Below are 25,567 nucleotides of genomic sequence, written 5' to 3' on the forward strand. Positions count from 1 at the left end.
GGCTAGCCGGGCCTGCGGCATGGTAAGCTTCGACCCCGCACACATTGCGGGCGCCGCACACTCACACCATCCTGCCACTTATATCCGTACTTATACCCTTTTATACATCTATGGATCTCATTCTTGCGTTAAAAGCCATCATCATGGGGCTGGTCGAAGGTTTTACCGAATTCTTGCCGATTTCGTCCACGGGTCATCTGATCCTGGCCGGCAGCCTGCTCGACTTTACACAGGATGTATCGAAAGAAGTCATGGGGGTCTTCGAGATCGCCATCCAGGCCGGCGCCATCCTGGCCGTGTGCTGGGAATACCGCCAGCGCATCGGCAGCGTGCTGACCACCTTTGGCAGCGAAGCGAAGTCGCGCAAGTTCGTGCTGAACGTGGCCATCGCCTTCCTGCCGCTGGCCGTCATCGGTCTGGCGATTGGCAAGATGATCAAGCATGCGCTGTTCAAGCCAGTACCCGTGGCCATGGCCTTCATCATCGGCGGCATCGTGATTTTGCTGGTAGAACGCCGCGCGCGCACCAATCCCGTCACCGTGCGCGTCAACTCGGTCGATGAGATGACGCCGTTCGACGCCCTGAAAGTGGGCTGCGCGCAGGCGTTCGCGCTGATTCCCGGCACCAGCCGCTCCGGCTCGACCATCATCGGCGGCATGCTGCTGGGCCTGTCGCGCAAGACGGCCACCGAATTCTCGTTCTTCCTGGCCATCCCCACCCTGCTGGCGGCCACCTTCTACTCGCTGTACAAGGCGCGCGACATCCTGTCGGCCACCGACGTGCCCCTGTTCGGCCTGGGCACCGTGTCCGCCTTCATCTCCGCCTTCCTGTGCGTGCGCTGGCTGCTGCGCTATATCAGCTCGCACGACTTCACGTTTTTTGCCTGGTACCGCATTGTGTTCGGCTTGCTGGTGTTGGCCAGCGCCCACTACGGCTGGGTTGTTTGGGCAGAATAAGGCACTATGAATCAAGATCTTAACCAGCGCGCGCTGCACCTGCTGCAAACCGTTTTCGGCTACCCGGCCTTCCGCGGCCAGCAAGCCGACATCGTCGACCACGTCAGCCATGGCGGCGACGCGCTGGTACTGATGCCCACGGGCGGCGGCAAGTCGCTGTGCTATCAGATTCCCGCGCTGCTGCGCGATGGCGTCGGCGTCGTCGTCTCGCCGCTGATCGCGTTGATGCAGGACCAGGTGGACGCTTTGGCCGAAGTCGGCGTGCGCGCCGCCTTCCTCAATTCCACGCAAACCTACGAAGAAGCGAGCCGTATCGAACGCCTGGTGCGCACGGGCGGCATCGACGTCGTCTACGTGGCGCCCGAGCGCCTGATGACGCAGCGCTGTCTGGACCTATTCCAGGCCTCGAAGATCTCCCTGTTCGCCATCGACGAGGCGCATTGCGTGGCCCAGTGGGGCCACGACTTCCGTCCCGAATACATCAAGCTGTCGGTGCTGCACGAGCAGTTCCCGGACGTGCCGCGCATCGCGCTCACGGCCACGGCCGACCCGCAGACGCGCGCCGAAATCGCCCTGCGTTTGCAGCTGGAAGACGCGCGCCAGTTCGTCTCGTCGTTCGACCGCCCGAACATCCGCTACCAGATCGTGGAAAAGGCGAATGGCCGCAAGCAGCTGCTCGACTTCATCAACACGGAACACGCGGGCGACTGCGGCATCGTGTACTGTTTGTCGCGCAAAAAGGTCGAAGAGACGGCGGAATTTCTGAACCAGAGCGGCATCCGCGCCCTGCCCTATCACGCTGGCATGGAGTACGCCAAGCGCAGCGCCAACCAGGCGCGCTTCCTGCGCGAAGAAAACATCGTCATGGTCGCCACCATCGCCTTCGGCATGGGTATCGACAAGCCCGATGTGCGCTTCGTGGCCCACCTGGATCTGCCGAAAAGTATCGAGGGCTATTACCAGGAAACGGGGCGCGCGGGCCGCGACGGCATGGCCGCCAACGCCTGGATGGCGTACGGCTTGCAGGACGTGGTGCTGCAGCGGCGCATGATCGACGAGTCCGAAGCGGACGACACCTTCAAACGCGTGCTGGGCGTCAAACTCGACGCCATGCTGGGCCTGTGCGAAACGCTCAGCTGCCGCCGCATGCGCCTGCTCGAATACTTCGGCGAACCGGCTTCGCCGTGCGGCAATTGCGACACGTGTTTGGTGCCGCCCGTGTCCTTCGACGGCACGGTGCCCGTGCAAAAATTGCTGTCGGCCATCTACCGCGTCGACCAGCGCTTCGCCGGCGGCCACGTGATCGACGTGCTGCGCGGCGTGGAATCGGAACGCATCAAGACCTGGCACCACGATTCGCTGTCCGTGTTTGGCATCGGCTCGGACCTGGGCGAAGCGGAATGGAAATCGATTCTTCGCCAGGCCATCGCGCTGGGTCTCGTCTCGGTCGACCATGAACAATACAGCTCGCTGAAACTGACGGACGCTTCGCGCCCCGTGCTCAAGGGCGGCCAGAAAGTGCAGCTGCGCCAGTACCAGAAACCGGTGAAAACCAGCAAGCGCAGCACCAGCGTGGCGAAGGGCTATGTGGAGACGGATTTGTCCGCCGGCGAACAGGCGATCTTCGACAAGCTGCGCTGGTGGCGCGTGGAGACGGCGCGCACGCACAACGTGCCCGCCTACGTGATTTTCGTCGACGCCACCTTGCGCGAAATCGCCAAAGCCAAGCCCACTTCGCTCGAGCAGATGCGCGGCGTGAGCGGCGTGGGCGAGAAAAAACTGGCCTCGTACGGCGACGAAATCGTCGCCATGATTCTGGAGATGATTTAATGGAAGCACTCTCGCCGGACCTGATCTATCAGGCCGTAAAAATTCTGGGCGCCCAGCCCGACGCCGACGATGCGGTGGAAGCACAAGTACGCGCCCTGGTGCAGGACGGGCTCACCTTGCGCCGCCTGGCCGACGTGGTGCCGGAAGCCTTCGGCCTGGTGCTGGCGTCGCACCTTCCCGGCGCCGAAAACATGACCCTGCCCGATACTTTCTGCGCCCAGGACGAAGACGGCGAATGGGTGGAGTTCCCCTTGCGCCGCGAGCCGATCTTTGTCGTCGCCGCAGATATCGCCCAGCACACCTTCCACAACGGCCCGCGCGCGCTGATACAAAATCTGGCCGACCGCAGCTCCCTGCTGGAGGCCATCAACAAGGCCCTGGACGCGGGCGGCTCGCTCGATGGCACGACCCTGGGCCCGCCGTCTTTCTTTGGCCTGCCCGCCGCGCTGTACCAGCCCGCGGCATCGCCCGAGACGCCCTGACCACTTTACTTTGCCTGTGCCCCTGACAAGAGAACGGTCCCGCGATGGAAACCAAATGGCTGGAAGACTTCATCTCGCTCGCTGAAACACATAATTTCAGCCGTTCCGCGGCCCTGCGCCACGTGACCCAGCCCGCCTTTTCGCGGCGCATCCAGTCGCTGGAAAACTGGCTCGGCATCGACCTGGTCGACCGCACTTCGTACCCCACGCGATTGACGCCGGCCGGCGCCGTGTTCTACGAACAGGCGCTGGAAATGCTGGGACAAATCAATGGCGTGCGCGCCCTGTTGCGCGGCAAGCGCGCGGCCACGCAAACGAGCGTCGATTTCGCCGTGCCGCATACCCTGTCGCTGACCTTCATGCCGAAATGGCTGACGGCGCTGGAAGAAGGTTTTGCGCCGATCAACAGCCGCCTGATGGCCCTGAACGTGCACGATGCCGTGCTGCAACTGGTCGACGGCGGCTGCGACCTGCTGCTGTGCTATCACCATCCGCGCCAGCCGGTGCAGCTGGACCCGGGCCGCTACGACATGCTGGTGATGGGCCGCGAAACCCTGCGCGCGTATGCGCGCTGCGGCCAGGACAAGGTGCCGGACTTCGTCCTGCCCGGCAGCGCCAAGGAGCCGCTGCCCTTCCTTTCCTACACCAGCAACGCCTACCTGGGACGCATGGTGGAATTGCTGCTGGCCGATGCCAAAGCGCCCCTGTTCCTGGAAACCTGCTACGAAACGGACATGGCCGAAGGCCTCAAAATGATGGCCCTGGAAGGCCGCGGCATCGCCTTCCTGCCCGAATCGGCCGTCATGCGCGACGTCAAATACAAGCACCTGGCACGCGCCGACGGCGGCGCGCCAGGCTGGGAAATCGAGCTGGAAATCCGCTTGTACCGCGAACGCCCATCGAGCCTGCGTCCCGGCAAACAGATCGTCGAAAGCCTGTGGCAGTACCTGGTGCAGGCGCAGGATGGCAAGGCGCGCAGCGGGAAAAAACGCCGGCGCGCAGCTGTCACCACAATTCCCTCCTGATCTCCTAACTATGCAATAAATGCATAACCGGATGCGCACAAAGCATTGGCCGGGGCATGAGGCTATCGCCTACGATGCGGTTCCGCTGCGCGCAGCCGCAAGATGCGCCTACCACAGCATTTTTGAACGCCAGAAAAAATCATCGCGATTCTCTGCGGATTTTTCGGCGTTACACCACCGTTTTGTCCAGGAGCTTATCAAGCATGACCAGCAAGCACGCACTTCCTTCCTACCTCAATCCTGAAGACCTGGGCCCATGGGGCGTCTACCTCGAGCAGATCGACCGCGTTACGCCGTACCTGGGCAACCTGTCGCGCTGGGTGGAAACGCTGAAGCGTCCAAAGCGCATCCTGACGGTCGACGTGCCTATCGAGCGCGATGACGGCACCATTGCCCACTACGAAGGCTACCGCGTGCAGCACAATCTGTCGCGTGGCCCGGGCAAAGGCGGCGTGCGCTTCCACCAGGACGTGACCCTGTCGGAAGTGATGGCCCTGTCGGCCTGGATGACGGTCAAGAATGCAGCGGTCAACGTGCCATACGGCGGCGCCAAGGGCGGTATCCGTGTCGATCCAAAGACCCTGTCGCGCAACGAACTGCAACGCCTGACCCGCCGCTACACGAGCGAGATCAGCATGATCATCGGACCGAACAAGGATATCCCGGCGCCGGATGTCAACACGAATGAACAAGTCATGGCGTGGATGATGGACAGCTACGCCATGATCGGCGGCAATATGTCGACCGGCGTGGTAACGGGCAAGCCAATCTCGCTGGGCGGCAGCCTGGGTCGCCGCGATGCGACGGGCCGCGGCGTATTCGTCGTCGGTTGCGATGCGGCCGCCAAGGTCGGCATGTCGCTCGAAGGTGCAAAAGTCATCGTGCAAGGTTTCGGCAACGTGGGCGGCGTCGCCGCACGCATGTTCGCTGAAGCCGGCTCGAAAGTGGTCGCGGTACAAGACCACAAGACGACCGTCGTGCATTCCGGCGGCTTGAACATCCCGCAATTGCTGGCACACGTAGCCGAAGTCGGCAGCGTCGAAGGCTTCCCGGGCGCAGAGGCATTCGTGCCACGCGAAGATTTCTGGGGCATCGATTGCGACATCCTGATCCCGGCCGCGCTGGAACAGCAGATCACGGCTGAACGCGCACAAGTCATCCGCGCCAAGATCATCCTGGAAGGCGCCAACGGCCCGACCCTGCCGGCAGCGGACGACATCCTGACCGACCGCGGCGTGCTGATCGTGCCGGACGTGCTGGCCAACGCCGGCGGCGTGACCGTCAGCTACTTCGAGTGGGCGCAGAACTTTTCGAGCTTCTTCTGGACGGAAGAAGAAATCAACAGTCGCCTGACCCGCATCATGCGCGAAGCGTTCGACTCGGTATGGCAAGTGTCGCAAGAGAAGAAAGTGTCGATGCGTACCGCGACCTTCATCCTGGCATGCACGCGCGTGCTGCAAGCTCGCGAAGTGCGCGGTCTGTATCCTTAATGGCTGCCTGAGAAAATGCCTGGGGCGTTGTTGCTTCGCCTCGCCGTACTAGCGTACGGTCTTCGGCTTTGCGCCTAGCCCCAGACATTTTTCAGGCGCCATTGGGTTGCTGGCGTTCTAAAAAAAATCCCGCCACACTGACGTGTGAGCGGGATTTTTTATGGGCGCCAGCTTTGCTTCAAGCTGCGTAGCCTTGCGGGTTCTGGTGCTGCCAGCGCCAGTGGTCGCGGCACATGTCGTCGATGTTTTTCTGCGCTTGCCAGCCCAGCAATTGCTTTGCCTTGTCGGCCGAGGCGTAGCAGCTGGCGATGTCGCCGGGGCGGCGTGGCACGATATCGTAGGGGACCTTGCGGCCGCTGGCGGCCTCGAAGGCGCGTACGGTCTCGAGCACGCTGTAGCCGTGGCCCGTGCCCAGATTGACGGTAAAGCCGCCCTCGGTGGAGAACAGGCGGTTTAACGCGGCCACGTGGCCCTGCGCCAAATCGACCACATGGATGTAATCGCGCACGCCCGTGCCATCCGGCGTATCGTAGTCATTGCCGAAGACGGCCAGACGCTCGCGGCGGCCGACGGCCACTTGGGCGATGAAGGGCATCAGATTGTTCGGGATGCCGGCAGGATCTTCACCGATCAAGCCGCTGGCATGTGCGCCGACGGGATTAAAGTAGCGCAGCACGCCGACTTGCCATTGAGCATCAGCATGCACGAGATCGCCCAGGATCTGCTCCACCATCAGCTTCGAGCGACCGTACGGGTTGGTCACGGACAGTCGTGACGATTCCACAATCGGCAAAGCTTCCGGATCGCCATACACGGTGGCCGACGAGCTGAACACAAATCGCTTCACGTTCGCCGCCGCCAGCACTTCCAGCAGCGCCACGGTGCCCGACACATTGTTATCCATATACATCAGTGGCTGTGCCACGGATTCGCCCACGGCTTTCAAGCCTGCGAAATGGATCACGGCATCGATGGCGTGCTCACGCAAGACGGCGGCCATGGCGGCACGGTCGCGCACGTCCGCTTCATAGAAGGGCACGCTTTTGCCGGCAATACGCTCGACCCGCGCCATCGCTTCGCGCGCGCTGTTGCACAGATTGTCCACTGCGACCACATCAAAGCCAGCGGCCAGCAATTCGACGCAGGTATGCGAACCGATAAAGCCGGATGCGCCAGTCACGAGTATTTTCTTGGTCATAATATCAATCAGTGCAAAAAAGATAAGGCTAACGGAATTTTTGCGCCTTGACTAGCCTGCACACGAAAACGCGAACAATAAAAAGCCCGCTGCGTCACCGCAGCAGGCTCATCCTCGTGCAATCAGTATCGGCAAGCAAGCCGTGACCAGGCGCTTACTTCTTGATGAACACCAAGTCCCACACGCCATGGCCCAGCTTCAAGCCGCGATTTTCAAATTTGGTCAGCGGACGATACGCCGGTTGCGGCGCATAGCCCTCAGCGCTATTTTGCAACTGCGGCTCGGCGCCCAGCACTTCCAGCATTTGCACCGCGTAATCTTCCCAATCGGTAGCGCAATGCAGATAGCCACCCGGCGCCAGGCGATCGGTCAATTGCTTGACGAACGGCGACTGGATCAGGCGGCGCTTGTTGTGGCGCGCCTTATGCCATGGATCGGGGAAAAACACGTGGATGCCGGCCAGCGAATTGGCTGGAATCATGTGCGTGAGCACTTCCACGGCATCGTGCTGCAGCAGGCGCAGATTCGTCAGCGACTCTTCGCCGATCAGCTTCAACAGGCTGCCGACGCCAGGTGTGTGCACTTCCACACCGATGAAATCCTTCTCCGGCATGGCCTTGGCGATATGCGACGTCGTCGCACCCATGCCAAAACCGATTTCCAGGATGACCGGCGCCTTGCGGCCAAACACCTGCTCGAAATCCATGGACTCCTTGGCGAAAGGCAACAGGAACTGCGGCCCCAAGATCTCAAGCGCGCGCGCCTGCGCGACAGACAGCCGTCCCGCGCGGGTCACGAAACTACGGATGCGGTGTTCGGTCGGATCGTACATCATCGGCCGCGCCGGGCCGTTTGCTGGGGTATCAGAAGACATGGAAGTGAAGAAATAAGTAGCCGCGCCACACAAAGCCAGGCGCCAGCGAAAAATGGAGCGGGTGAAGGGAATCGAACCCTCGTCGTAAGCTTGGGAAGCTCGACAAGCAACTCAACAACCATGCGGGCTTGCGGCCCGTTTCTGCTCCGCAAAAGTGACATTATAGCAGCCGCACAAGCCAGCAGCCATGCGGTGCATTTTACGTTTGTGGAGCAAACTATTCATCCAAATAGTACCGATCCAAGGACTGAATTGCTAATTTAACTAATAAAGGATCTTCAAACGCAAGCCCAAAGCGCGCGGAGATGCGGGGCAGTGAACGCAGCGATGTAGTAAACTCGTTTTATGCGGCATCACGAACAATGTCAAAATGACACCTACTCATCGGCGCAAAACTTCTTGCGTATGCCATCTTCAGCCAATAACGCATTACCAAAACAAAGACGGAATCACTGCGTACCCACATCCGGTCGAGCCGTAGCCCAGTTCGATAGTGAGGATCCCCTCGCGTTCGACTTTTTGCCCCGCATCAAACAACTGTTGTTTTATACAGTTGTTTGATGCGGAACTCGCAAAAAAAGCTGGGTGTGGCATGCAATGCAAGCCATAATTATGGCTTCGCTCCCCAGATTCACTGATGCAACTTGCAAGAGAAACAACCAATGACATATCGAGTAATTGACCTATTTTGCGGAGCTGGCGGCATGACGCTAGGCTTCGTTGACAAACGCTTTGGTGGCGGCTTCAAGTGCGTTCTTGCAGTTGACAATGACTCTGCCGCGATTAAGACCCATGAGGATGCATTCGGTGGCAAATCGGTCTCGGGAAACATTGAAGTCTGGTTAGAAAGCAAGCCAACCATTCCTCAGGCAGACGTTGTGATCGGCGGCCCCCCGTGCCAAGGTTTCAGTCTGTTGAACAAAAACCGCGAAGGCGATGTTCGCCGTGCGTTGTGGGAACCGTACATGGATATTGTTAAGGCCAGCGGGGCCAAGGTATTCGTGATGGAGAACGTCAAAGAATTGCTCAAGTCGTCAGAGTTCGAGGATATTGCTCGTCGCGCTGAAAAAATGGGCTTCGAGATTGAGGCAGCAATATTGAATGCCGCCGACTTTGGTGCTCCACAAGTGCGGCGCCGCGCAGTCATTGTTGGGTGGCACGCGAAAGCTGGGGTTGCTCGTCCGGCTTTTCCCCCTCAGCAAACGCGCTCTGCGCCAGGCGCCAAAGATGGCCTGCCCGACTGGGTTACGGTGAAGGATGCTATTGGCGATCTTCCTGATCCTGTCGGCGTTGAAATTCGTGATATCGAAGGGCATTTAAACCTTCACTTTGGGCGAAATCCAACGGCAAAAAGTTTGGCTCGGTACAAGGTTGTTCCCCCAGGTGGTAACCGATTTGACCTCTTTAAGAATGCGCCTGAGTTGACACCTGACTGTTGGGTTCGCAAGACTTCAGGAGGAACGGATTTGTTCGGTCGCCTTTGGTGGGACAAGCCATCGGTCACTATCAGGACCGAGTTCTTCAAACCTGAAAAAGGTCGATACCTCCATCCTGTAAAACACCGCCCAATTACCCATCGGGAAGCTGCACGTCTCATGGGATTCCCTGACGATTTCGAGTTTGCCGGAAGTAAGACCGAAGTCGCACGCCAAATTGGTAACGCTGTTTGCCCTCCGTTTGCTGGTGCCATTTCTAAAATGGTCAGGGAAATGTTGGACACGACGAAAATTAAAAAGGCCGCCTGACTGGATATCGTGTGACAGACGTGATGACGCCACAGCAACGAAGTCGTTGCATGTCCAGAGTAAAAAACAAAGATACAAGTCTGGAAGTCAACTTTCGTAAAGCTCTGTGGGCGCGGGGCCTACGATATCGTCTCGGAAGAAGACTACTCGGCAAGCCCGATTTAGTATTCGTTTCAGCAAAAATTGCCGTTTTCATCGATGGCTGTTTCTGGCATGCTTGCCCTATCCACGGTCAGAAACCGAAGACCAACTCCGTTTTTTGGTCTGAGAAGCTTACTAAGAACTCTCTGCGCGATCAAAATGTAAATGCCGGACTTGTCGAACTTGGATGGACAGTGGTTCGTTTTTGGGAACATGAGTTAAAGGACGACGCCGAGCGATGTGTAAACGAATTAATTAAAACCCTAGAAGATCGGATCCAAATGGCGCGCAGACCAGTCAAAAATACCCCAGAGCTGATTAGAACTCAGTTAGCAGAGGCCCTTAAGAACTTCGGGGTCGATCTGCAAAATGATGACCTAAGGCACAAGGTCTTGGCTCTGGTTCCCGCGTTTCATTTACTCCGTGATCTTGGCAGTTCGTTGATTAATCAAGACATTCCGGCAGCACGTGATCGCATCATTTTTTATCTGAAGTCGTACCCTCAAAAGATCATCCACGGCGACGAGCTAATGGTCGTGTCAGGGATCAGTGAGTGGGCACGCAGGGTAAGAGAATTGCGCGTTGAACTCGGCTGGTCGATCTTAAGTGGCCTTACCGCAAAAGAGCTGGCCGAAGCAGAGGAAGAAGATACTTTGATAGAAATTGACGGCAGGCCATTGTCGTCAATGAAGCCAGAGGAGTATTTACTGATGCGGGACACTCAAGATCTTGAGGCTGCTTACCGCTGGAACCTATCAAAAACTATTCGGAAGTCAAATGCATCCGTTCAGGACAAGATTCTTGCCTTCCTGCGGCAAAATATTGGCAAACAGGTTACTGGTGAGGAACTTAGGTACGTTTCAGGTGACAAAACCGAATGGGCGCGGCGTGCAAGGGAGTTGAGGACACAGCTAGGATGGCCCTTGGTGACGCGATCGCAAGGTCGCCAAGATCTTCCTATTGGCGTCTATGTCTTGGAGGAGGATCGGCAGTTGCCTGCCCACGATCGCCGAATCCCGGACGCAGTTCGTGTTGTCGTACTTCAGCGAGACGGGATGGCTTGCCAGAAGTGTTTTTGGAAGCACAGTGACGTTTCGCCCTCTGACCCACGCAAGATTTTGGAACTGCATCATCGAGTGCACCACGTGAGCGGCGGTGCTAACACAGCGGAAAATCTCATCACCCTTTGTAATGTACATCATGACGAAATCCACGCACTGGATATCGAAGTCGATGATTATTTAAAGAGCGGTAATTAGTCGTCCAGCATTGAATCAGCGTAGGCGCTGATGGAATTTGATACGTTGTTCAAGCTGGATTACCCGCGCGTTGTGCTCCATCTAAAGCGAAGTTCTTCCCTCAGTAAAAAACCATCAATACGCGATTTCGTCCTGCGGTAAATTCAGGACGAAATCCGCTCCCCCGATCATCACGAACATTACACCAAACCAACCACGGAAGTACATTTCAACCGCGATTAACGCCCGCCACAGCGCGAAACACACCATTCCCACGGTAAATAGTAGGCCACGAAAAAAACCGCTCAAAGTGCGTCAAAATGCGTCAAAACGCGCGCGCCCTCTTCGCCCCGCCGGGCCAGTCCTCATGCGCCTTCGGCCATGGCGCAAATTTGAGTCAAAAGAGCCCTATATAGCGGGCAGGTGTGGAGGGGGGACAACTGCGCGCGCCGGGCCGAAATGGGCTTTTTTCTTGCTTCTGGTACAACGTCAGTCGTCGGGACGTGAAAAAGCCGCCTCATGGGCGGCTTGTCCGGTGGCTGGGGCGCTCCGGGGCGGCAGGGCTGGCGCGGCCTCGCCCCGCCGGCTAGCGCGGCGTGGCGGTCATTCTGTGCGGCCGGCGCGGACCTTGGCCGCCTGCTCCTTGTCGTAGTCGTCGCGGCAGTCCACATCGCAGAACAGCAGCGCGGGCGCCAGCGCCTCGTCGCAGTAGTGGCAGCAGCCGTGCGGCGCCAAGCCAGGCCGGCGCCGCACAGCAGCCAAGCCCCGCGCCACCTCCGCGAAGATGATCTTGTCGGTGTTGTCGATATGGTCGCTCATTGCGCTGTCTCCTTGCCCAGGCCCAGGTCATACGGCGCGAACTTCACCACCTCCACGCCCGCCCACTCGTTGATCGCCATGAACTGCGCCTGCAGGGGCACCAGCTCGTTGCGCGCGAAGACGCGCGCGGCAGGCTCGACGGCGCCAAAGCCGCCGGCATTGTTCGGTAGAATGCCCATCAGCTGCGGCGGCACGCGATGCGCGGCCAGCTGGTCATCGCGCGTCACGCTCTTGATGTTGAAAAACTCGTCCTTGGCGGCCACGTCCGACACCGGCAGAATCTGGATGCCGTCTTTCTTGCCGTTCGGCGCATACATAAACAGGTTGCGGAAGTTGCCCGGTCCCTTGCTGTCGCGCATGGCCTGGCGCAGATTGTCCACGTCCTGCGTGTTTGCCGCGGCATCCGTCATGTAGAACACAAAGCCGGCATGCGAGCCGTTCTTGTAGTACTTGCGGCGGAACAGGGTGGCCGCCTCGTTAAGCCAGGCCGATTGCAAGGCGCTCAGGTATTGCGGCACGCCGTACAGCTCCTGGTTCACGTCCGGCTCCATCAGGTGAAACACGCGGCCCTTGTCGAACTGGTGCACGGCCTGGTAGCCATTCACGAAGAAATACGTGTCCAAATCGACACCGCGCCGCATGTACTTGGCCAGGGCATGCTGGTACGCCAGCGCCTTCCTGATCTACAAATACTGGGAGCCGATCAAGGGTTTCTTCACGGGCATCTGGTCGCACGTCAAGACGGCGTTTGCCGGTGGCATTGGCGGCGTCAGCGCCCTGATCGCCAACTGGACACCGCTCGCCCTGTTCTATCGTGCCTTCGCGGGCGTGCTGGGCTGGTTCGGCATTGCGCTGCCGGCCAAGTTCACCGACTTTGCCGCCAACATTTGCCGCAGCATCGTCGCGGGGCTGGCGCCGCTGGCCGGGTTCATTGCCGATCTGTGGTCGCGGATGCAAGCCACGTTCGGCGGCGGCATGGCCAGCATCAGCGCCCTGATTATCAACTGGTCGCCGGTCGGCGTGTTTTACCAGGCCTTCGCGGGCGTCATGAGCTGGTTCGGCATCAAGCTGCCGGCGCAGTTCACCGAGTTCGGCGCCAACATCCTGCGCGGCCTGGTCAACGGCATCACCGGTTCCATGGGGGCCGTCAAGGACGCCATCAGCAATGCCGGTTCCAGCACCATTGCCTGGTTCAAGGAAAAGCTGGGCATCCACAGCCCGAGCCGCGTGTTTGCCCAGCTCGGTGACTACACCATGCAAGGCTTGGCCGTGGGCCTGGACCGCAGCGAAGGCGCGCCCATTGCCAAGGTTTCCGGCCTGGCGCAGCGCCTGACGCAATTGGGCGCCGGCATCGCCATCGGCACGGCCACGGCCTTGCCGGCAAGTGCCTTCGACACGCGCGCGCCGTTGGCCCACGGAGGGTTTGGTGCCGGATTGAGCATTCAAGGCGACAAGATCGAAATCACCATCCAGGCGCAAGCCGGTTCCGATCCGCAGGCAATCGCCCGCGCCGTGTATGCGGCCATGGAACAACGCGACCGCGAAAAGGCGGCACGCATCCGCTCTTCCCTGCGCGACCACGATTAAAGAAAGAAGCACACCATGATGATGATTTTAGGAATGTTCGTGTTCAGCCTGCCGACGCTGGCCTATCACGAGCTGCAGCGGCAAACAGAATGGAAGCACGCCAGCACGGCGCGCGTGGGCCTGCGCGACGCACACCAGTATGTGGGGCCCGGCGACGACACCATTACCCTGTCGGGCTGGGTGGCGCCGGAACTGACCGGCTCCCTATACTCGCTCGATGCGCTGCGCATGATGGCCGACACGGGCAAATCGTGGATACTGATCCAGGGCACGGGCCGCATTCTCGGCTCCTACCGCATCACCAGCATGACGGAAGGCCGCACCATCCTCGACGGCAGCGGCGGCGCGCGCCGCGTCGAGTTCTCGATTGCGCTCAAGCGAGACGACGGCGGCGTGCTGGCCATGGTCGGCCTGGGCGACATCGGCGACCTGAAAAACATGCTCAGCATCGACGGCATGACCAGCAGCATAGCCGGCGCGGCCAGGAATGCCGTGGGCAGCGTGGTGGGCAATGTGGTCGGCGGCATCACCTCGAAATACGGCGGCGTTGTCAGCGACATGAAAGACAAGATCGGCGGCAGCATCAGCGGCGCCATCGGCAGCGCGGCGGACAAGTTCAAATGAGCGAGCATATCCCCGCCTTCAAGGTCAGCATCGAGGACAAGGATTTGACGGCCATCGTTTCACCGCGGCTAATCAATCTGAGCCTGACCCTGTGCCGTGGCGACGAGAGCGACCAGCTCGACATTTCCCTGGATGACAGCGACGGCAAGCTGGCCCTGCCACCGCGCGGCGCGCAGATCGCCCTGGCGCTGGGCTGGCAATCGTCCGGCCTGGTGGACATGGGCAAATTCACCGTCGACGAGGTGGAGCACAGCGGTGCGCCCGACACCATCACCCTGCGCGCCAGGTCAGCCAACCTGATAGACACCTTCAAGCAGCAGCAGGAACACAGCTTTCACAAGACCACCTTGGGCGCCATCATCGAGGCGATTGCCTTCCGCAATGAGCTGGCGTCGGGCGTGTCGGCGCGCCTGCGCGATACCGCCGTCGAGCACATCGACCAGACCCACGAAAGCGACGCGGCCTTCCTGCGCCGGCTGGGCAGGAAATACGACGCGGTGGCCACCGTCAAGAACGACACCCTGCTCTTCATCCCCATCAACCAGAGCCGCACGGCCAGCGGCAAGGCGCTGCCCGTCATCCCCATCACGCGCGCCTTGGGCGATGGCCACCGCTACCACAGCGCCGAAAGCGACGCCTACACGGGCGTGCGCGCCTTCTGGCACGACGAGCGCTACGCGCGCCGCCGCAGCGTCGTGGCTGGCGTGCCCGGCAACAGCAAGCGCCTGCGCACCACCTTTGCCAACGAAACGGACGCGCGCGCGGCGGCCGTGGCCGAATGGCAGCGCATCCTGCGCGGCCTGGCCACCTTTGAAATGAGCCTAGCCCTGGGTAACCCGGCTGTGTTCCCGCAATCGCCCGTCACCGTGACAGGCTTCAAGCCCGAGATCGACGCCATCGAATGGCTATCGGTCAAGGTCACGCACAGCCTGGGCGGCAGCGGCTTTACCACGCGGGTGGAGTTTGAAACGAAGACGGAAGCGGTCGAGGCCGAGCGCGAGGATGAGAAAGACCCGGACGAAGGCATCACGGGCGTGCTGGCCAAGTGGAAGGATGTGGCGGCGAAGAAGAAAAAGGCGGGGCAGGAGCAGACCGGCACCACGGGCAAGCTCAAGACGCTGGAGCATATTTATAAGAGCAAGCAGGCCGCGAAGCGGGCGGCCCTGCATGCGTGGAGGCATATCGAGGAAGTACGAGAAATAATTCGTGAAAACAAGGAGGACGTGGCCAGCACTCAATAGTAGCTGGTTCCGCGCTGGCTTATTGCCCTCGATTTGCATCCAGCCACATAGCTGGCATATCACCTACCGCGCCGACACATTCCATCGCTTTGCCGCGTGATCGCTCAATATGCCCGGCAGTATAAGCCTTTCCGGCAATGAAGCATTTCCCGTCTTTTGCCGGATTAACATCATGATCAGCAGGTGCTTGAACTTTGTAAAGTAGCCAGCCACAAGCAATCAGGCATGAAATCAAGGCGGCGAGTTGCAAGCGAGCGGTGCGTTGCAGACGTATAAAGCTGATCGTTTTTTCAGCACACGCGATGCAGGGTAGCGCAGTGTGCACATGGTGAGCTGTAACTTGAGGGGATTTAACGGCACAGGTTGGGGTATCAAGGGACTTTCCTGCCTCGTCAATCCTTTCCTCTAGGGTAGTTTTTACCTCTTGATACTTACTTCTAGGTAACTCCTTGAATCTTTGAAGGCCATAATCGGTAATAAGTCCTCGATATATTTTTACATCCTCATCGCCAATTAGGCTGGCAAGCTTGTCCACCAGCAATTTGATGTTTGAACGCTGATAGGAGGTAATCAGCTCAACCTCCTTTTCCTTGTCGCCAACATGTAGCGTGACTACGTTGCTCAAGCGCGGCGCCTCATTCACGTTTCCAATAACCGCTTGCCCTACTTCACGCTTGAATTCAATTTTTTCAGACATTTGATAACTTTACTTTCCACAACCAAAACTAATCTGCAGTCATCGACTAAAGGATCCTCAGTCGGTCTAGCCTTTGTAATCGCACTTGTTGGTCATCAGCCAGTGGGCAGTGCGCGTCTGCGGAATGATTTTCTTGCCGCGTATGACATACGAGGCCTGGCCGCCGCTGATTGGGCAAATGGCTTTCACAGTCTGGTTCGGCTCACTTAGAAAAATATCTATAATCTCATCCCCAGCAAAGATGTACGGTGGTTCGTCCTCGCCTTTAGCGACCTTCGTTATCTTAACGAACTCCACGGACATGCCAACTTTCGGGAGGCGCGCGTTAAGGTCTTTATAGCCAAGGTCTTTATCCGTCACCGGAATGCGGGCTAAGGCCATTTTGATTTTTTTTGCGTCGGAGATAGACCCGTTTGCGTAAGAAGATGAAATTGGCAATGCGGCAAAGAGCAGCGATATTAAAATGGCCTTCATTTTTTCTTTGTACCAACGTTGAATGTCTGCTTCCCCGTTACATCGCCAGTTACCTGCTGGCCGACTTTGCCATGGAAAATTACAGTGGGGGTAGCAGTATCCGACTTTTGTGGCGCGGGCTTGGTCGCAGGAGCTGCGGTCATACCGTCAATCATCCCTAATACTCCCGCCTTGCCGCGAATATCCAAACCACGATATCCCGATAACAATTCCTTCTCGTCGTCTGTCAACGAGGCCGCCGCCTGATCGCCAGTAAGGATGAATTGAACATCCACACCAATAGCGGATATGGCCCGTAAATAAACTGCGTCTGGGGATCGCTCGTCCTGTTCATACGATATTTGAGTACGTTTTTTCACGCCACCTGCAGCGCCAAAATCTTCTTGATTCATACCCAAGCGGAGGCGCTCCGCCTTCAATGCTTCGCCGATGGTGCTCATATTTTCACTAAATCTCATTGACAGGTGTACGTTCGTACACTATAGTTACGCCATCCTGTAGCGATTACACATCATAACATTATGAAAAACGTATCCAAAATCGGGCGTACTCCCAAAGGCGCCACTTCGCAGCCTTTGGGCGTCCGTCTGGCACCTGATGAGGTGCTGGAAGTTGAAGCCCTTGCCGCTGCGCAACAACGATCCAGGGCCTGGTTCTTGCGCTTCCTGATTTTGCGCGGTCTGGCTGACTACAAGCGCGAAATCGCTTCCCAATTCACCCACTAAGGACAACGTCATGTATCCCGACGCAAAACGTATCCGCAACCACCGCGTCATGCTGCGCCTGGACGATTACGAACACCAGCTTGTTTCCTCGCTCGCCGACTACCAAGGCGAAGCACTTGCGGTACTAGTGCGCCAGATCGTCATGCGTGAAGCCTTGGCAGTTATTGCCGGTGACGAAGCCAACATCGACAGCGTACAGCTTCGCAGTGCTTAATCCGAGACACTGAATAGTAACTTTTAAGCAACTGCAAAGCTACCCACATGCCAGATCACCAAATTAATCTCAATGACGACGAGCGCGCGTTGCTAGAAATCGTGCGCCAACGCCAGGGACTGGAAAGTATCGAGCAGGCGGCTGAATGGCTCGTCAAGTCGCGCTTACGCAAGCAGTCAAAAAACATGACGGGTCGCGGTCGCGCCCTGTACCAAGTGGAAAGAAAGCTGAAATGAGAGTCATCGGCCTGCCCTGCCCGCATTGCGAATACACCGTCCGCGCCGTCAAAAGCCGCACGATGTCCGCCATGTTCAAGGAAATCACCTACATGTGCCAGAACCCCGAATGCGGGCACTCCTTCGTGGCAGGCCTGGAAGTGCTACGCACCCTCTCGTTGTCCGCCATGCCCAAGCCGGATATCCGCATCCCGATGTCCCAGCATGCGCGCACGGCAGCCACCAGCCAGCTGGCCCTGGACCTGACGGCAGGCTGCTGATGACTATCCCGATCCTCGCACCGCCGTAGCCCGGCCGCCGTAACTCCCCTCTTTTGCTGTGCCCTGCAGCGCTCCCTTTTGAGCGTGCGGGATTCGTTCAACCAAAAATAAGGAAACCGATGAAAACCACGCTGTACGCCACCAGTCATGCCGACAACTCCCCGGCGCCGGGCGCCGCCCTCCCGGCCCTGCAAAAATGCGTCGTGCCGGTGGCCCCGACCTGCTTCCTGCTGCATGCCAGCGCTGGCGCCGACATCGGGGCGCTGTCCGCGTACATCCGCGAGATTGCCAAGACCTACCACGCCTACGGCGCGGCCAATATCACTTTTATCATCAGCGACCTGCATGCGCTGCAGCTTGGCGGCTTCTTCCTGCCAGATAGCCAGCGCGGCCTGGTCGATGGCCTGCCCATCGAGCTGCACTACCTGTTAGCCAGCGAATCAGGCGTCGTGCAATGCACCAGCTCGTCGCGCACGCTGACGTACTGGGCCAGGTATTTGACCAAGGAAGGGGCACGCTGATGCTGCGCCTGGCCAAAACCTGCGGCATCTGGCTGCTGTCGCTCCTGATCGTCATCGCCCCTGCCGTACTGCAGGCCATCGGCGCCGTCAAGGGCTGAGCGATGCCGGCGTCTCTTATCGACAATCACCTGTCGTTCCTGCCAGCGTCGACCATCCTCGCCGCCCGTGACAGGGACGTACCGACGCCCCCAGGGGCGCCGGAGGCGCTGGCCGCCATCGCAGCGGCGAAAGCCAGTCTGGCCGAGCGGGCCAGCTTGCGCGCCATCGAGCAGCGGCGTGCCAGCGAGGCGCGCTTTATCGCCCAGGCCTGGGGATTGTCGCCGCGTGGCGCGCGACGTTCCGTGTTGATTGCCGCTGGCATGGACGCCGACCGCTGGGAGTCGCCCATCCACTCATTTACCGAGGAAGAGCGCATCGAGCTGCGCGCCGCCACCTCTGCCGCTATCCGTGTGTACGAAAGACTGTTGAATGCCATCTAAAGAAATTCTCAAGCCAGCCCAACGCCACGAGGCGTTTTTGCGCTCCCCGTACTTCGCGCCCGAACTGGCCCGCATCCCCTACAAATGGCGCAACCGCGTCATCACGGCCGCCATGGCCAAGATGGCCTGGTCGTCCTGGTACAGAGTCTATGAATCCATCGCCACCAGCTTCGTGCGCGAGTTCGCCGACCTGTACGTGCCGGCCGGCGTTGACCTGTCGCAAAGCGACGCCGATATCGTGGCCACCGCCGAGCGCGCGGCCGATGGCGTCACTAAGATGCTGTGGATGGCCGTGTCCGACACGCACGCCCTGCAGATCATGGAAGACGAATGCGCCTCGTATGGCATAGAACTGCCTGAGTTCGATGCGCTGACGGACACCATCGCCCGCCTGGTGGACGCCCGCTGGTGGCGCCGCCAACTGCGCAAGCGCGTCAAGCGCGCCTTTGAAGCCGGCAATATCCGCCTGGGCTATGTGAACTATCGCGGCGAACCCTACGCCAGCAACGATGCCGTGCTGTCGCGCCTGGCTCAAAACCGCCGCAACGCGGCAGCGCTGGCCGCCACCCTGGTGCAGAACGAGAACGGCCAGCAATTCAGTATCGCCGAGCTGGCCGAGAAAACGACCGCCAACAAGGCCATACGGCGCGGCGAATTGATGTTGCGCATCAACGGCTTCGAGCAGATCGCCCGCGAGTGCGGCGACCAGGGTATTTTTGTCACCTGGACGTGCCCATCGCGCTTCCACGCCATGCAGTACAGCGGCAAGCCAAATGACAAGTTCGACGGGTCCACGCCGCGCGAAGCGAATGCCTACCTGGGCAAGATGACGTCGCTGTGCCGCTCCGCTCTGGCGCGCCGTGGCATCGGCCTGTACGGCTTTCGCATCGCCGAACCGCATCATGATGGCTGTCCGCATTGGCATTTGCTGCTGTTCGTCCGCCCCACCGCGAAATACAAGACGGCCCACCTGCAGGACGTGGCAGGCCGTGCCATCCGCATCATGAAGCGCTACGCCTGGCGCGTGGACCGTGGCGAACCGGGCGCCTTCGCGCGCCGCGTGGACGTCAAACGCATCGACTGGGCCAAGGGCAGCGCTGCCGGCTACATCGCCAAGTACGTGGCCAAGAACATCGATGGCGTGGCTGACCACAAGACCAAAGAAGGCTACGTCGTCACGGCCGACACCGAAGGCGATGTCGAGCTGACGCCATCGGCGCGCGTCGAGTCCTGGGCCGCGTGCTGGGGCATCCGCCAATTCCAGCAATGGGGCGGCGCGCCCGTCACCGTGTGGCGCGAACTTCGCCGCATCGAGGAAAGCATGCTCAATGAAGCGCCGGCCGCCATGCGCCGCGCCTGGGACGCCGTGCAAAAGATCGACGGCGAAAAACGCGCCTGCTGGGCCGAATACCTGCGCGCCCAAGGCGGCGCCCTGGTGCCGCGCAAGGAGCTGGTCGTCACGCTGGCCAAGGACGAAAAAACCGTCATCGGCCGCTACGGCGAAACGCAACGTATCACGCCCTACGGCGTGCGCTGCAGCGATCTGATTGGCGTGGTCTTCAAGTCCGTGCGCCACACGTGGACGCCGGTACAGGCCACAGGCGCTCGCGCGGTGGCTGTTGGGGTTGCCGTTCCTCGGACTCGTGTAAATAACTGTACGCACCCCGACCGCCCTGCCCCGGCCACGCCGCCGGCGGCGCCCGTGCCCGATCTGCCCGACGAGGCAAAAACTTCGCTGATTGCCGCCTGGGCGGCCGTCAACGCCTGCCCGTATCCCCGGCTGATCGTCCCCGACAACCCACCCCATGAAGGAGATGGCACATGAGCACCTTTGCCGTGACCGTTCGCACGCAAACCGAACGCTTTGAATTTTTTGAAGTTGCCGCGTCCAGCGGTGACGTGATCGACGCCGCCATCGACCGCTACGGCGTGTGCGGCGTTACCGCCAAACTGAAAGGAGCACCGCAATGCTGACCACCCTGACCGATTCACCGCGGCAAATAGCCCTGGGCGACCGCGTGACATTCGATACCGACGAAGGCTACCAGGCCGGTACCGTCAACGACTTGCGCCGCGACGTGGGCAATGGCGAGCTGCATGCGTGGGTCGAGCTGGATCACCAGTGGCCGGGCATGTTCCATGCGGTGCCGCTGCGCGCCATCGAGGCGGTCAAGAAGGCTGTCGCTCCTGTCGGGTGCCAAGCATGACAGCCTCCCGCTTGGACAGGACATTCCTATTCGACGGCCCGGGCGTCATTTCGTTCAGCGGCGGCCGCACCAGCGGCATGATGCTGTGGATGACGATTCAAGCCTATGGCGGCACGTTGCCGGCTGACGTGGTGGTGTGCTTCGCCAACACCGGCAAGGAAGAGGAAGCGACCCTTGAATTCGTGCGCGACTGCGGCGACCGCTGGGGCGTTCCCATCGTCTGGATAGAAAACCGCCCTCGCAATGAAGCGCGCGGCAAGGAATTTGCCATCGTGGACTTTGCTACGGCCAGCCGCCGCGGCGAGCCGTTCGCCGATCTGCACGACGAAAAGAAATTCCTCCCGAACCCTGTCGCGCGCTTTTGCACGGCGGAACTCAAGGTACGCCCAATGCAGCGCTATTTGAAGTCGATAGGCCTGGTCGAATGGACCACGTTTATCGGCATGCGCGCAGACGAGCCCGTGCGCGTGGCGCGGCTGTCGACGCAGGACTACGGCAAGCACGAAGTGAAAGAAGCGCCCCTGGCGGCGGCCGGCCTGAGCGTGGCTGACGTCAGCGCGTTTTGGGCAGCACAAGATTTTGACCTGGGCTTGCCGAATATGAGCGGCAAGACGATGCACGGCAACTGCGATCTGTGCTTCCTGAAAGGCGGCAACCAGGTGTTATCCCTGATCCGGGAAAAGCCCAGCCGTGCCCTGTGGTGGATACAGCAGGAAAAGAATGCCCAAACGGCCGGATCGGGTGCTGGCGGCTGGTTCCGCAAGGACAGGCCCAGTTACCAGGCGATGTATGACATGGCGATGAATCACGGGGAGCTGTTCCCCTTCGACGATGCCTTAACCGATTGTGGATGCACGGATTAGAAGATCATGAAAATTCAAATAAACGCTTCGACAGGGAAACTGCCGCAGCCCAATGTGGCGGTCCTGTTCGTGCGCGCCAATTCCATCTACAAAACCATGCCGGAGGTCGATGCCTGGGATGCGCAGCGTGATGCACTCGCCTGGCCAGGCGGCATGCCCGTGGTAGCGCATCCGCCGTGCCGCTCCTGGGGCACATTGCGCGCCCTGGCCAAACCCCGCCCAGGTGAAAAGGAACTTGCAGTGTGGGCCGTCGCCCAGGTGCGCAAGTTCGGCGGCGTGCTCGAGCACCCGAAGCGCTCGACCCTTTGGCCACACTGCGAGCTGCCAGCGATCGGCGAGCGGGACAAATTTGGTGGCTGGACGCTGCCGATTTTCCAAAGCTCCTTTGGCCACCGCGCCGAAAAGGCCACCTTGCTGTACATCGTCGGCTGTTCGCCGGTGCAAATACCGGCCATGCCCATCGTCCTGGGCGACGCATCGCATGTGATCGCGCCATCCGGCCGCAACCGCGCCGGCGAGCGGCGCCGAAAAGGCGATCCGGGCTGGCGGCCGGAATGCGGCAAGGCAGAACGCGAGCACACGCCGGCCGAACTGGCGCACTGGCTGGTAGCCCTGGCTCGACGCTGTGCGGTGCATGCATGAGGAAATCCATATGAGCACGTTCCTGTCCATGGACGAAATCTGCGCCCTGACCGGCCGCAAGATGAAAACGAAGCAAATTGAGGCGCTGCGGAAGATGGGTCTCCCCTTTTGGGTCAATGCCATCGGGCGGCCGGTTGTCGCGGTCGCTGCAGTTGAGGGGCGCAAGGAAGCGCCACGGGAAAAAACATGGGTAATGCCAAGGATTAATAAAAATGGGCCGACGAAACACACGTAATTTGAACATGCCGCCATGCATGCACCCGCGCACGCAGCGCAGCGGCAAGGTGTACTACTACATGTACACGAAGGACAAGCCGCGCAAGGAAATTCCGCTTGGGCCCGACTTCATCCTGGCGCTGAAAAAATATGCTGAACTGAACATCGTGGTGGAGGTCATCGCCAACGCGACGTTCTCCGATGTCGAGAAGCGCTATCTGGTCGAGGCGGTGCCCAAGCTTGCCGCCAGCTCAGCCCGCATGTACCGCTCCGACATCAAGCACTTGCTGGCGGCATTTTCCGAGGCGCCGCTTGCGCAGATCAAGCCGATGCACATACGCCAGTTCCTGGACGATCGTGCGGACAAACCAACCACGGCGAATCGCTGCAAGCGCGTGTTTTCGACCATGTGGAACCATGCGCGCGGCTGGGGCTATACCGACTTGCCAAACCCATGCGAGGGTATACAGGGCCATTCCTTGCCCAAGCGCACGGTCTACATCACGGATGCTGTATTCGACGCGGTGTGGGCGCATGCCAGTGCTCCCTTGCGCGATGCAATGGATCTTGCCTACTTGACTGGCCAGCGGCCTGCCGACGCGTTGAAGATGACCGAAAACGACATCATCGGTGGCTACCTGGTCGTAACACAAGAAAAAACCAAACAGCCCTTGCGCATCAAGGTTGTCGGCGAACTCGCCGCCTTGATTGAGCGCATCAAGGCACGCAAGGCGACACGCAGCATCGTCACTGCCGCGTTGCTGGTGAATGCCCACGGCAAGCGCCTGACGGGTCCGGCGCTGCGCTCTCAATTCGATGCGGCGAAAAAGCTGGCTGCCGAAAAGAATCCCGAATTGCTACCGGAGATCAAAAAATTCTGGTTCTATGATCTCCGCGCAAAAGCCGCCGACGACACCTCGGACCAACACGGAGACCAGGCGGCCAGCGATCTTTTAGGGCACGATAGCGTGAGGACCACGCAACGGCATTACCTACGACGCGGGAAGATCGTCGAGCCGACGCGGTAAGCCGCGTTGCATGCCTGCTTACACAGGGCCAAGCAAGGACGCCGAGATGAAGCCCTCGTTCGATAGCGCGTTGATGGCCCCGCGAAGCAGGTAGTTGTTGGTAAAGCACATCGTGTACTGGCGTGCGCCAGGCTTAATGGGCTGCAGCATCTTGCCTTCCACCAGGCGCTTGATCTGGTAGGTGCGCTGAGCTGGATTTAGCCCAGGCATCACCTTGGCCAGATCCCCGGATTTCGCGGTGCCCAGCTTTACCACCTCAAGCAAAATCGCCTGTTCCTCATGCGTGATCAATTGCCGCTGGACCGAGTAAGCAAGCGCGGGGATCAGGATTTTTTCCTTCAAGAAAGTGTAGTCGGTCAGCCGGTCCACTTTTTGCAGTTCATCCAGGATGCCTTGCAAAACGTAGGTACACCAGCGATCCAGGCTTTCATCCGTCCCCTTGTCCGCGCATGAAAGCATCGCATAGTAGCGCTCGCGGTCATTGCAAAAAACAGCGGTCGGATTCAACACCCGTCCGCCTGTTTTGACATTGAAACCATACTTGATCAAAAGGGCATAGGTCATCAAACGCACGACGCGCCCATTGCCGTTACTAAAGGGGTGAATCCAGCCAAAACGATGATGTGCCAACGCAACCTTGATCAAGGCATACTTGGGAGGATCATCTCGATTGATGAACCCCATCAGCTCTTCCATGTAACCAGGTACAAGGACAGGATCTGGCGGAAGGTGGTCTGACTTCGCAATGCGAACCGCTCCCGTTCGATATGCGCCAGGCGTGCGGTCGCCCTCTCTCTCCAGGTCATGCACTGCCAGCGCGTGCAGCTCCCGGATGAAGTGTTCCGAGACCGCGGAATTCGGCGTCACCACATCCTCGATATATTGCATCGCCTTTTCGATGTTGGAGATCTCGCGCACCTGGTCGCTATCGTTCGTGCCCCCTTCCACCGAAGTCTCGACGTAGTCTGCAAGAGTCGTATGGTTGCCCTCGATTCGCGCAGATCCGAGGCTTTCCAGCATGTGGAAAATATGCTTGAGCTGGAAGAAGGTTGACGCGGGCGTTGTGCCCCCAAGTTGCAATCGCCGCAAGTGTTCCAGTTCCGTTAGAACATCGACAAGCGGCGAGTCGAACGAAGGATTTAAAAGTTTCAGGTCAAAGTGGTGGAAGTCTGGCATAGCGATCCTGCTTTTCTTAAATGGCGACAAGAATTAAGTTGAATTTTCAAGATAATACACCTAAAAATCATATACTTACGCACATTCTCAAATTATTACATGTGTAATAATCCAAAATCACAAGTCAAGACATCTAAATTTTTAGGGGAGGATAGTAGCTTTTCGTGCAAGTTTTTCATGAGCGGACAGACGAAAGCGGGGGTGCTTTTTCCGGAAAAATTTGCTGATAGAACAATTGAAATGGGTGAAATTTATTGCGCAAATGGCAATCTAACCATGGCCCTGAAAAGCTCGCCTGAGCGCCTTTTGTGGAGCAATTTTTGCTTTGTGGAGCGGCGAAAACGGTTTTACGCCGTTTCTCATTGGAGCGGGTGAAGGGAATCGAACCCTCGTCGTAAGCTTGGGAAGCTTCTGCTCTACCATTGAGCTACACCCGCGAAGCCTGCATTTTACGCGGCTTTCACCGCTGTTGGCAACGTTGCGGCATGGTTGCTGTGATCGAAAATGCGATGGCCGATTTCACCGAGGTGTGATGGCCCAAAGCCATAGACCATCTCACCATATATCAATTACCCCAGC

General features: G+C 59.2%; 31 protein-coding genes, 1 tRNA gene and 1 pseudogene. 24 read left to right on the top strand and 9 right to left on the bottom strand.

What is annotated here, in order from left to right:
- Window positions 1–110 precede the first annotated feature (110 nt).
- The 5 genes from ACQ4WO_RS24170 to ACQ4WO_RS24190 all read left to right on the top strand — a co-directional run bounded on the left by ACQ4WO_RS24170 (window position 111) and on the right by ACQ4WO_RS24190 (window position 5,783).
- Window positions 111–956, top strand: a complete 846-nt coding sequence (locus ACQ4WO_RS24170; protein ID WP_128141745.1) for an undecaprenyl-diphosphate phosphatase — start codon at window positions 111–113, stop codon at window positions 954–956.
- 6 nt (window positions 957–962) lie between these two features.
- The gene (gene recQ, locus ACQ4WO_RS24175; RefSeq protein WP_436483556.1) at window positions 963–2,786 is read left to right on the top strand and encodes a DNA helicase RecQ; all 1,824 of its coding nucleotides are present in this window, start codon (window positions 963–965) and stop codon (window positions 2,784–2,786) included.
- The gene (locus ACQ4WO_RS24180; RefSeq protein WP_436483557.1) at window positions 2,786–3,268 is read left to right on the top strand and encodes a hypothetical protein; all 483 of its coding nucleotides are present in this window, start codon (window positions 2,786–2,788) and stop codon (window positions 3,266–3,268) included. The genes recQ and ACQ4WO_RS24180 overlap by 1 nt, the downstream gene beginning before the upstream one ends.
- Before the next feature lie 44 nt (window positions 3,269–3,312).
- Window positions 3,313–4,293, top strand: a complete 981-nt coding sequence (locus ACQ4WO_RS24185) for a LysR family transcriptional regulator (RefSeq protein WP_436483558.1) — start codon at window positions 3,313–3,315, stop codon at window positions 4,291–4,293.
- Between the two features lie 203 nt (window positions 4,294–4,496).
- A complete protein-coding gene (locus ACQ4WO_RS24190) occupies window positions 4,497–5,783 on the top strand; it encodes a Glu/Leu/Phe/Val family dehydrogenase (RefSeq protein ID WP_034745922.1) in 1,287 nt (428 codons plus the stop codon).
- 178 nt (window positions 5,784–5,961) lie between these two features.
- Here the strand turns inward: ACQ4WO_RS24190 and galE are convergent, their stop codons facing one another.
- Both galE and trmB read right to left on the bottom strand, forming a co-directional pair.
- Window positions 5,962–6,981 carry a UDP-glucose 4-epimerase GalE gene (galE, locus tag ACQ4WO_RS24195; protein WP_436483559.1) on the bottom strand — a complete coding sequence of 340 codons (1,020 nt, stop codon included), beginning with the start codon at window positions 6,979–6,981 and terminating at the stop codon, window positions 5,962–5,964.
- A gap of 154 nt (window positions 6,982–7,135) precedes the next feature.
- A complete protein-coding gene (gene trmB / locus ACQ4WO_RS24200; protein ID WP_436483560.1) occupies window positions 7,136–7,816 on the bottom strand; it encodes a tRNA (guanosine(46)-N7)-methyltransferase TrmB in 681 nt (226 codons plus the stop codon).
- A 701-nt stretch (window positions 7,817–8,517) separates the two neighbouring features.
- Between trmB and ACQ4WO_RS24205 the strand changes: the two genes are divergently transcribed.
- Both ACQ4WO_RS24205 and vsr read left to right on the top strand, forming a co-directional pair.
- Window positions 8,518–9,600 (top strand): DNA cytosine methyltransferase, encoded by a 1,083-nt coding sequence (locus ACQ4WO_RS24205; RefSeq protein ID WP_436483561.1) that lies wholly within the window; start codon window positions 8,518–8,520, stop codon window positions 9,598–9,600.
- 23 nt (window positions 9,601–9,623) lie between these two features.
- On the top strand, window positions 9,624–11,000 hold the full coding sequence (gene vsr, locus ACQ4WO_RS24210) for a DNA mismatch endonuclease Vsr (RefSeq protein WP_436483720.1): 1,377 nt from the start codon (window positions 9,624–9,626) through the stop codon (window positions 10,998–11,000).
- A gap of 582 nt (window positions 11,001–11,582) precedes the next feature.
- Here the strand turns inward: vsr and ACQ4WO_RS24215 are convergent.
- Complete coding sequence (locus ACQ4WO_RS24215; protein WP_436483562.1) at window positions 11,583–11,798, bottom strand: hypothetical protein; 216 nt, start codon at window positions 11,796–11,798, stop codon at window positions 11,583–11,585.
- Window positions 11,795–12,460: pseudogene (locus tag ACQ4WO_RS24220) on the bottom strand (phage portal protein); the annotation flags it as partial. The pseudogene ACQ4WO_RS24220 and the gene ACQ4WO_RS24215, both read right to left, overlap by 4 nt.
- Here ACQ4WO_RS24220 and ACQ4WO_RS24225 point away from each other — a divergent pair.
- The 3 genes from ACQ4WO_RS24225 to ACQ4WO_RS24235 are packed head-to-tail and all read left to right on the top strand — an operon-like array spanning window position 12,414 to window position 15,250.
- Window positions 12,414–13,385, top strand: coding sequence for a phage tail protein (locus ACQ4WO_RS24225; protein ID WP_436483563.1), 972 nt, complete (start codon window positions 12,414–12,416; stop codon window positions 13,383–13,385). The pseudogene ACQ4WO_RS24220 and the gene ACQ4WO_RS24225 sit on opposite strands and share 47 nt — an antisense overlap.
- Before the next feature lie 15 nt (window positions 13,386–13,400).
- Window positions 13,401–14,009, top strand: a complete 609-nt coding sequence (locus ACQ4WO_RS24230) for a phage tail protein (protein ID WP_436483564.1) — start codon at window positions 13,401–13,403, stop codon at window positions 14,007–14,009.
- Window positions 14,006–15,250 carry a phage late control D family tail protein gene (locus tag ACQ4WO_RS24235; RefSeq protein WP_436483565.1) on the top strand — a complete coding sequence of 415 codons (1,245 nt, stop codon included), beginning with the start codon at window positions 14,006–14,008 and terminating at the stop codon, window positions 15,248–15,250. The genes ACQ4WO_RS24230 and ACQ4WO_RS24235 overlap by 4 nt, the downstream gene beginning before the upstream one ends.
- Before the next feature lie 19 nt (window positions 15,251–15,269).
- Here ACQ4WO_RS24235 and ACQ4WO_RS24240 read toward each other — a convergent pair whose 3' ends face one another.
- The 3 genes from ACQ4WO_RS24240 to ACQ4WO_RS24250 form a co-directional block, all read right to left on the bottom strand.
- On the bottom strand, window positions 15,270–15,947 hold the full coding sequence (locus tag ACQ4WO_RS24240) for a hypothetical protein (RefSeq protein WP_436483566.1): 678 nt from the start codon (window positions 15,945–15,947) through the stop codon (window positions 15,270–15,272).
- Between the two features lie 66 nt (window positions 15,948–16,013).
- The gene (locus ACQ4WO_RS24245) at window positions 16,014–16,421 is read right to left on the bottom strand and encodes a hypothetical protein (RefSeq protein ID WP_436483567.1); all 408 of its coding nucleotides are present in this window, start codon (window positions 16,419–16,421) and stop codon (window positions 16,014–16,016) included.
- Window positions 16,418–16,861 (bottom strand): helix-turn-helix domain-containing protein, encoded by a 444-nt coding sequence (locus tag ACQ4WO_RS24250; protein ID WP_436483568.1) that lies wholly within the window; start codon window positions 16,859–16,861, stop codon window positions 16,418–16,420. The genes ACQ4WO_RS24245 and ACQ4WO_RS24250 overlap by 4 nt, the downstream gene beginning before the upstream one ends.
- Window positions 16,862–16,942: 81 nt before the next feature.
- Here ACQ4WO_RS24250 and ACQ4WO_RS24255 point away from each other — a divergent pair, with 81 nt between their 5' ends.
- The 13 genes from ACQ4WO_RS24255 to ACQ4WO_RS24315 all read left to right on the top strand — a co-directional run bounded on the left by ACQ4WO_RS24255 (window position 16,943) and on the right by ACQ4WO_RS24315 (window position 23,812).
- Window positions 16,943–17,146, top strand: coding sequence for a YlcI/YnfO family protein (locus tag ACQ4WO_RS24255; RefSeq protein ID WP_436483569.1), 204 nt, complete (start codon window positions 16,943–16,945; stop codon window positions 17,144–17,146).
- Between the two features lie 10 nt (window positions 17,147–17,156).
- Window positions 17,157–17,360 (top strand): hypothetical protein, encoded by a 204-nt coding sequence (locus ACQ4WO_RS24260; protein ID WP_070292043.1) that lies wholly within the window; start codon window positions 17,157–17,159, stop codon window positions 17,358–17,360.
- A 47-nt stretch (window positions 17,361–17,407) separates the two neighbouring features.
- On the top strand, window positions 17,408–17,596 hold the full coding sequence (locus ACQ4WO_RS24265) for a hypothetical protein (RefSeq protein ID WP_436483570.1): 189 nt from the start codon (window positions 17,408–17,410) through the stop codon (window positions 17,594–17,596).
- The gene (locus ACQ4WO_RS24270; protein WP_070300963.1) at window positions 17,593–17,856 is read left to right on the top strand and encodes an Ogr/Delta-like zinc finger protein; all 264 of its coding nucleotides are present in this window, start codon (window positions 17,593–17,595) and stop codon (window positions 17,854–17,856) included. Before ACQ4WO_RS24265 ends, ACQ4WO_RS24270 begins: the two co-directional genes overlap by 4 nt.
- A 119-nt stretch (window positions 17,857–17,975) precedes the next feature.
- The gene (locus tag ACQ4WO_RS24275) at window positions 17,976–18,377 is read left to right on the top strand and encodes a hypothetical protein (RefSeq protein WP_436483571.1); all 402 of its coding nucleotides are present in this window, start codon (window positions 17,976–17,978) and stop codon (window positions 18,375–18,377) included.
- A gap of 101 nt (window positions 18,378–18,478) precedes the next feature.
- A complete protein-coding gene (locus ACQ4WO_RS24280) occupies window positions 18,479–18,856 on the top strand; it encodes a hypothetical protein (RefSeq protein ID WP_436483572.1) in 378 nt (125 codons plus the stop codon).
- The gene (locus ACQ4WO_RS24285) at window positions 18,846–20,681 is read left to right on the top strand and encodes a replication endonuclease (RefSeq protein ID WP_436483573.1); all 1,836 of its coding nucleotides are present in this window, start codon (window positions 18,846–18,848) and stop codon (window positions 20,679–20,681) included. The genes ACQ4WO_RS24280 and ACQ4WO_RS24285 overlap by 11 nt, the downstream gene beginning before the upstream one ends.
- On the top strand, window positions 20,678–20,830 hold the full coding sequence (locus tag ACQ4WO_RS24290; RefSeq protein ID WP_230538535.1) for a hypothetical protein: 153 nt from the start codon (window positions 20,678–20,680) through the stop codon (window positions 20,828–20,830). The genes ACQ4WO_RS24285 and ACQ4WO_RS24290 overlap by 4 nt, the downstream gene beginning before the upstream one ends.
- On the top strand, window positions 20,824–21,063 hold the full coding sequence (locus tag ACQ4WO_RS24295) for a hypothetical protein (RefSeq protein ID WP_436483574.1): 240 nt from the start codon (window positions 20,824–20,826) through the stop codon (window positions 21,061–21,063). The genes ACQ4WO_RS24290 and ACQ4WO_RS24295 overlap by 7 nt, the downstream gene beginning before the upstream one ends.
- On the top strand, window positions 21,060–21,926 hold the full coding sequence (locus tag ACQ4WO_RS24300) for a phosphoadenosine phosphosulfate reductase domain-containing protein (RefSeq protein ID WP_436483575.1): 867 nt from the start codon (window positions 21,060–21,062) through the stop codon (window positions 21,924–21,926). Before ACQ4WO_RS24295 ends, ACQ4WO_RS24300 begins: the two co-directional genes overlap by 4 nt.
- 6 nt (window positions 21,927–21,932) lie before the next feature.
- The gene (locus ACQ4WO_RS24305) at window positions 21,933–22,568 is read left to right on the top strand and encodes a hypothetical protein (protein ID WP_436483576.1); all 636 of its coding nucleotides are present in this window, start codon (window positions 21,933–21,935) and stop codon (window positions 22,566–22,568) included.
- Between the two features lie 10 nt (window positions 22,569–22,578).
- A complete protein-coding gene (locus ACQ4WO_RS24310) occupies window positions 22,579–22,803 on the top strand; it encodes a DUF4224 domain-containing protein (protein WP_298402779.1) in 225 nt (74 codons plus the stop codon).
- Window positions 22,804–22,822: 19 nt separating this feature from the next.
- Window positions 22,823–23,812 carry a tyrosine-type recombinase/integrase gene (locus ACQ4WO_RS24315; RefSeq protein WP_436483577.1) on the top strand — a complete coding sequence of 330 codons (990 nt, stop codon included), beginning with the start codon at window positions 22,823–22,825 and terminating at the stop codon, window positions 23,810–23,812.
- An 18-nt stretch (window positions 23,813–23,830) separates the two neighbouring features.
- On the opposite strand, the gene ACQ4WO_RS24320 is transcribed toward ACQ4WO_RS24315, so the two are convergent.
- On the bottom strand, window positions 23,831–24,988 hold the full coding sequence (locus ACQ4WO_RS24320; RefSeq protein WP_436483578.1) for a Fic family protein: 1,158 nt from the start codon (window positions 24,986–24,988) through the stop codon (window positions 23,831–23,833).
- A gap of 177 nt (window positions 24,989–25,165) precedes the next feature.
- Between ACQ4WO_RS24320 and ACQ4WO_RS24325 the strand changes: the two genes are divergently transcribed.
- On the top strand, window positions 25,166–25,363 hold the full coding sequence (locus tag ACQ4WO_RS24325) for a hypothetical protein (RefSeq protein WP_436483579.1): 198 nt from the start codon (window positions 25,166–25,168) through the stop codon (window positions 25,361–25,363).
- On the opposite strand, the gene ACQ4WO_RS24330 is transcribed toward ACQ4WO_RS24325, so the two are convergent.
- Window positions 25,352–25,425, bottom strand: a tRNA-Gly gene (locus tag ACQ4WO_RS24330). The genes ACQ4WO_RS24325 and ACQ4WO_RS24330 overlap by 12 nt on opposite strands.
- Between the last annotated feature and the right edge of the window lie 142 nt (window positions 25,426–25,567).

Source organism: Janthinobacterium aestuarii (assembly GCF_051380835.1).
GTDB classification, from domain to species: Bacteria; Pseudomonadota; Gammaproteobacteria; order Burkholderiales; family Burkholderiaceae_D; genus Janthinobacterium; species Janthinobacterium aestuarii.

Bases quoted from the DNA above. Each gene is read 5' to 3' on its own strand.
- ACQ4WO_RS24170 (WP_128141745.1), top strand. From the start codon at position 111: ATGGATCTCATTCTTGCGTTAAAAGCCATCATCATGGGGCTGGTCGAA.
- recQ (WP_436483556.1), top strand. From the start codon at position 963: ATGAATCAAGATCTTAACCAGCGCGCGCTGCACCTGCTGCAAACCGTT.
- ACQ4WO_RS24180 (WP_436483557.1), top strand. From the start codon at position 2,786: ATGGAAGCACTCTCGCCGGACCTGATCTATCAGGCCGTAAAAATTCTG.
- ACQ4WO_RS24185 (WP_436483558.1), top strand. From the start codon at position 3,313: ATGGAAACCAAATGGCTGGAAGACTTCATCTCGCTCGCTGAAACACAT.
- ACQ4WO_RS24190 (WP_034745922.1), top strand. From the start codon at position 4,497: ATGACCAGCAAGCACGCACTTCCTTCCTACCTCAATCCTGAAGACCTG.
- galE (WP_436483559.1), bottom strand. From the start codon at position 6,981: ATGACCAAGAAAATACTCGTGACTGGCGCATCCGGCTTTATCGGTTCG.
- trmB (WP_436483560.1), bottom strand. From the start codon at position 7,816: ATGATGTACGATCCGACCGAACACCGCATCCGTAGTTTCGTGACCCGC.
- ACQ4WO_RS24205 (WP_436483561.1), top strand. From the start codon at position 8,518: ATGACATATCGAGTAATTGACCTATTTTGCGGAGCTGGCGGCATGACG.
- vsr (WP_436483720.1), top strand. From the start codon at position 9,624: ATGACGCCACAGCAACGAAGTCGTTGCATGTCCAGAGTAAAAAACAAA.
- ACQ4WO_RS24215 (WP_436483562.1), bottom strand. From the start codon at position 11,798: ATGAGCGACCATATCGACAACACCGACAAGATCATCTTCGCGGAGGTG.
- ACQ4WO_RS24230 (WP_436483564.1), top strand. From the start codon at position 13,401: ATGATGATGATTTTAGGAATGTTCGTGTTCAGCCTGCCGACGCTGGCC.
- ACQ4WO_RS24235 (WP_436483565.1), top strand. From the start codon at position 14,006: ATGAGCGAGCATATCCCCGCCTTCAAGGTCAGCATCGAGGACAAGGAT.
- ACQ4WO_RS24240 (WP_436483566.1), bottom strand. From the start codon at position 15,947: ATGTCTGAAAAAATTGAATTCAAGCGTGAAGTAGGGCAAGCGGTTATT.
- ACQ4WO_RS24245 (WP_436483567.1), bottom strand. From the start codon at position 16,421: ATGAAGGCCATTTTAATATCGCTGCTCTTTGCCGCATTGCCAATTTCA.
- ACQ4WO_RS24250 (WP_436483568.1), bottom strand. From the start codon at position 16,861: ATGAGCACCATCGGCGAAGCATTGAAGGCGGAGCGCCTCCGCTTGGGT.
- ACQ4WO_RS24255 (WP_436483569.1), top strand. From the start codon at position 16,943: ATGAAAAACGTATCCAAAATCGGGCGTACTCCCAAAGGCGCCACTTCG.
- ACQ4WO_RS24260 (WP_070292043.1), top strand. From the start codon at position 17,157: ATGTATCCCGACGCAAAACGTATCCGCAACCACCGCGTCATGCTGCGC.
- ACQ4WO_RS24265 (WP_436483570.1), top strand. From the start codon at position 17,408: ATGCCAGATCACCAAATTAATCTCAATGACGACGAGCGCGCGTTGCTA.
- ACQ4WO_RS24270 (WP_070300963.1), top strand. From the start codon at position 17,593: ATGAGAGTCATCGGCCTGCCCTGCCCGCATTGCGAATACACCGTCCGC.
- ACQ4WO_RS24275 (WP_436483571.1), top strand. From the start codon at position 17,976: ATGAAAACCACGCTGTACGCCACCAGTCATGCCGACAACTCCCCGGCG.
- ACQ4WO_RS24280 (WP_436483572.1), top strand. From the start codon at position 18,479: ATGCCGGCGTCTCTTATCGACAATCACCTGTCGTTCCTGCCAGCGTCG.
- ACQ4WO_RS24285 (WP_436483573.1), top strand. From the start codon at position 18,846: ATGCCATCTAAAGAAATTCTCAAGCCAGCCCAACGCCACGAGGCGTTT.
- ACQ4WO_RS24290 (WP_230538535.1), top strand. From the start codon at position 20,678: ATGAGCACCTTTGCCGTGACCGTTCGCACGCAAACCGAACGCTTTGAA.
- ACQ4WO_RS24295 (WP_436483574.1), top strand. From the start codon at position 20,824: ATGCTGACCACCCTGACCGATTCACCGCGGCAAATAGCCCTGGGCGAC.
- ACQ4WO_RS24300 (WP_436483575.1), top strand. From the start codon at position 21,060: ATGACAGCCTCCCGCTTGGACAGGACATTCCTATTCGACGGCCCGGGC.
- ACQ4WO_RS24305 (WP_436483576.1), top strand. From the start codon at position 21,933: ATGAAAATTCAAATAAACGCTTCGACAGGGAAACTGCCGCAGCCCAAT.
- ACQ4WO_RS24310 (WP_298402779.1), top strand. From the start codon at position 22,579: ATGAGCACGTTCCTGTCCATGGACGAAATCTGCGCCCTGACCGGCCGC.
- ACQ4WO_RS24315 (WP_436483577.1), top strand. From the start codon at position 22,823: ATGCACCCGCGCACGCAGCGCAGCGGCAAGGTGTACTACTACATGTAC.
- ACQ4WO_RS24320 (WP_436483578.1), bottom strand. From the start codon at position 24,988: ATGCCAGACTTCCACCACTTTGACCTGAAACTTTTAAATCCTTCGTTC.
- ACQ4WO_RS24325 (WP_436483579.1), top strand. From the start codon at position 25,166: ATGAGCGGACAGACGAAAGCGGGGGTGCTTTTTCCGGAAAAATTTGCT.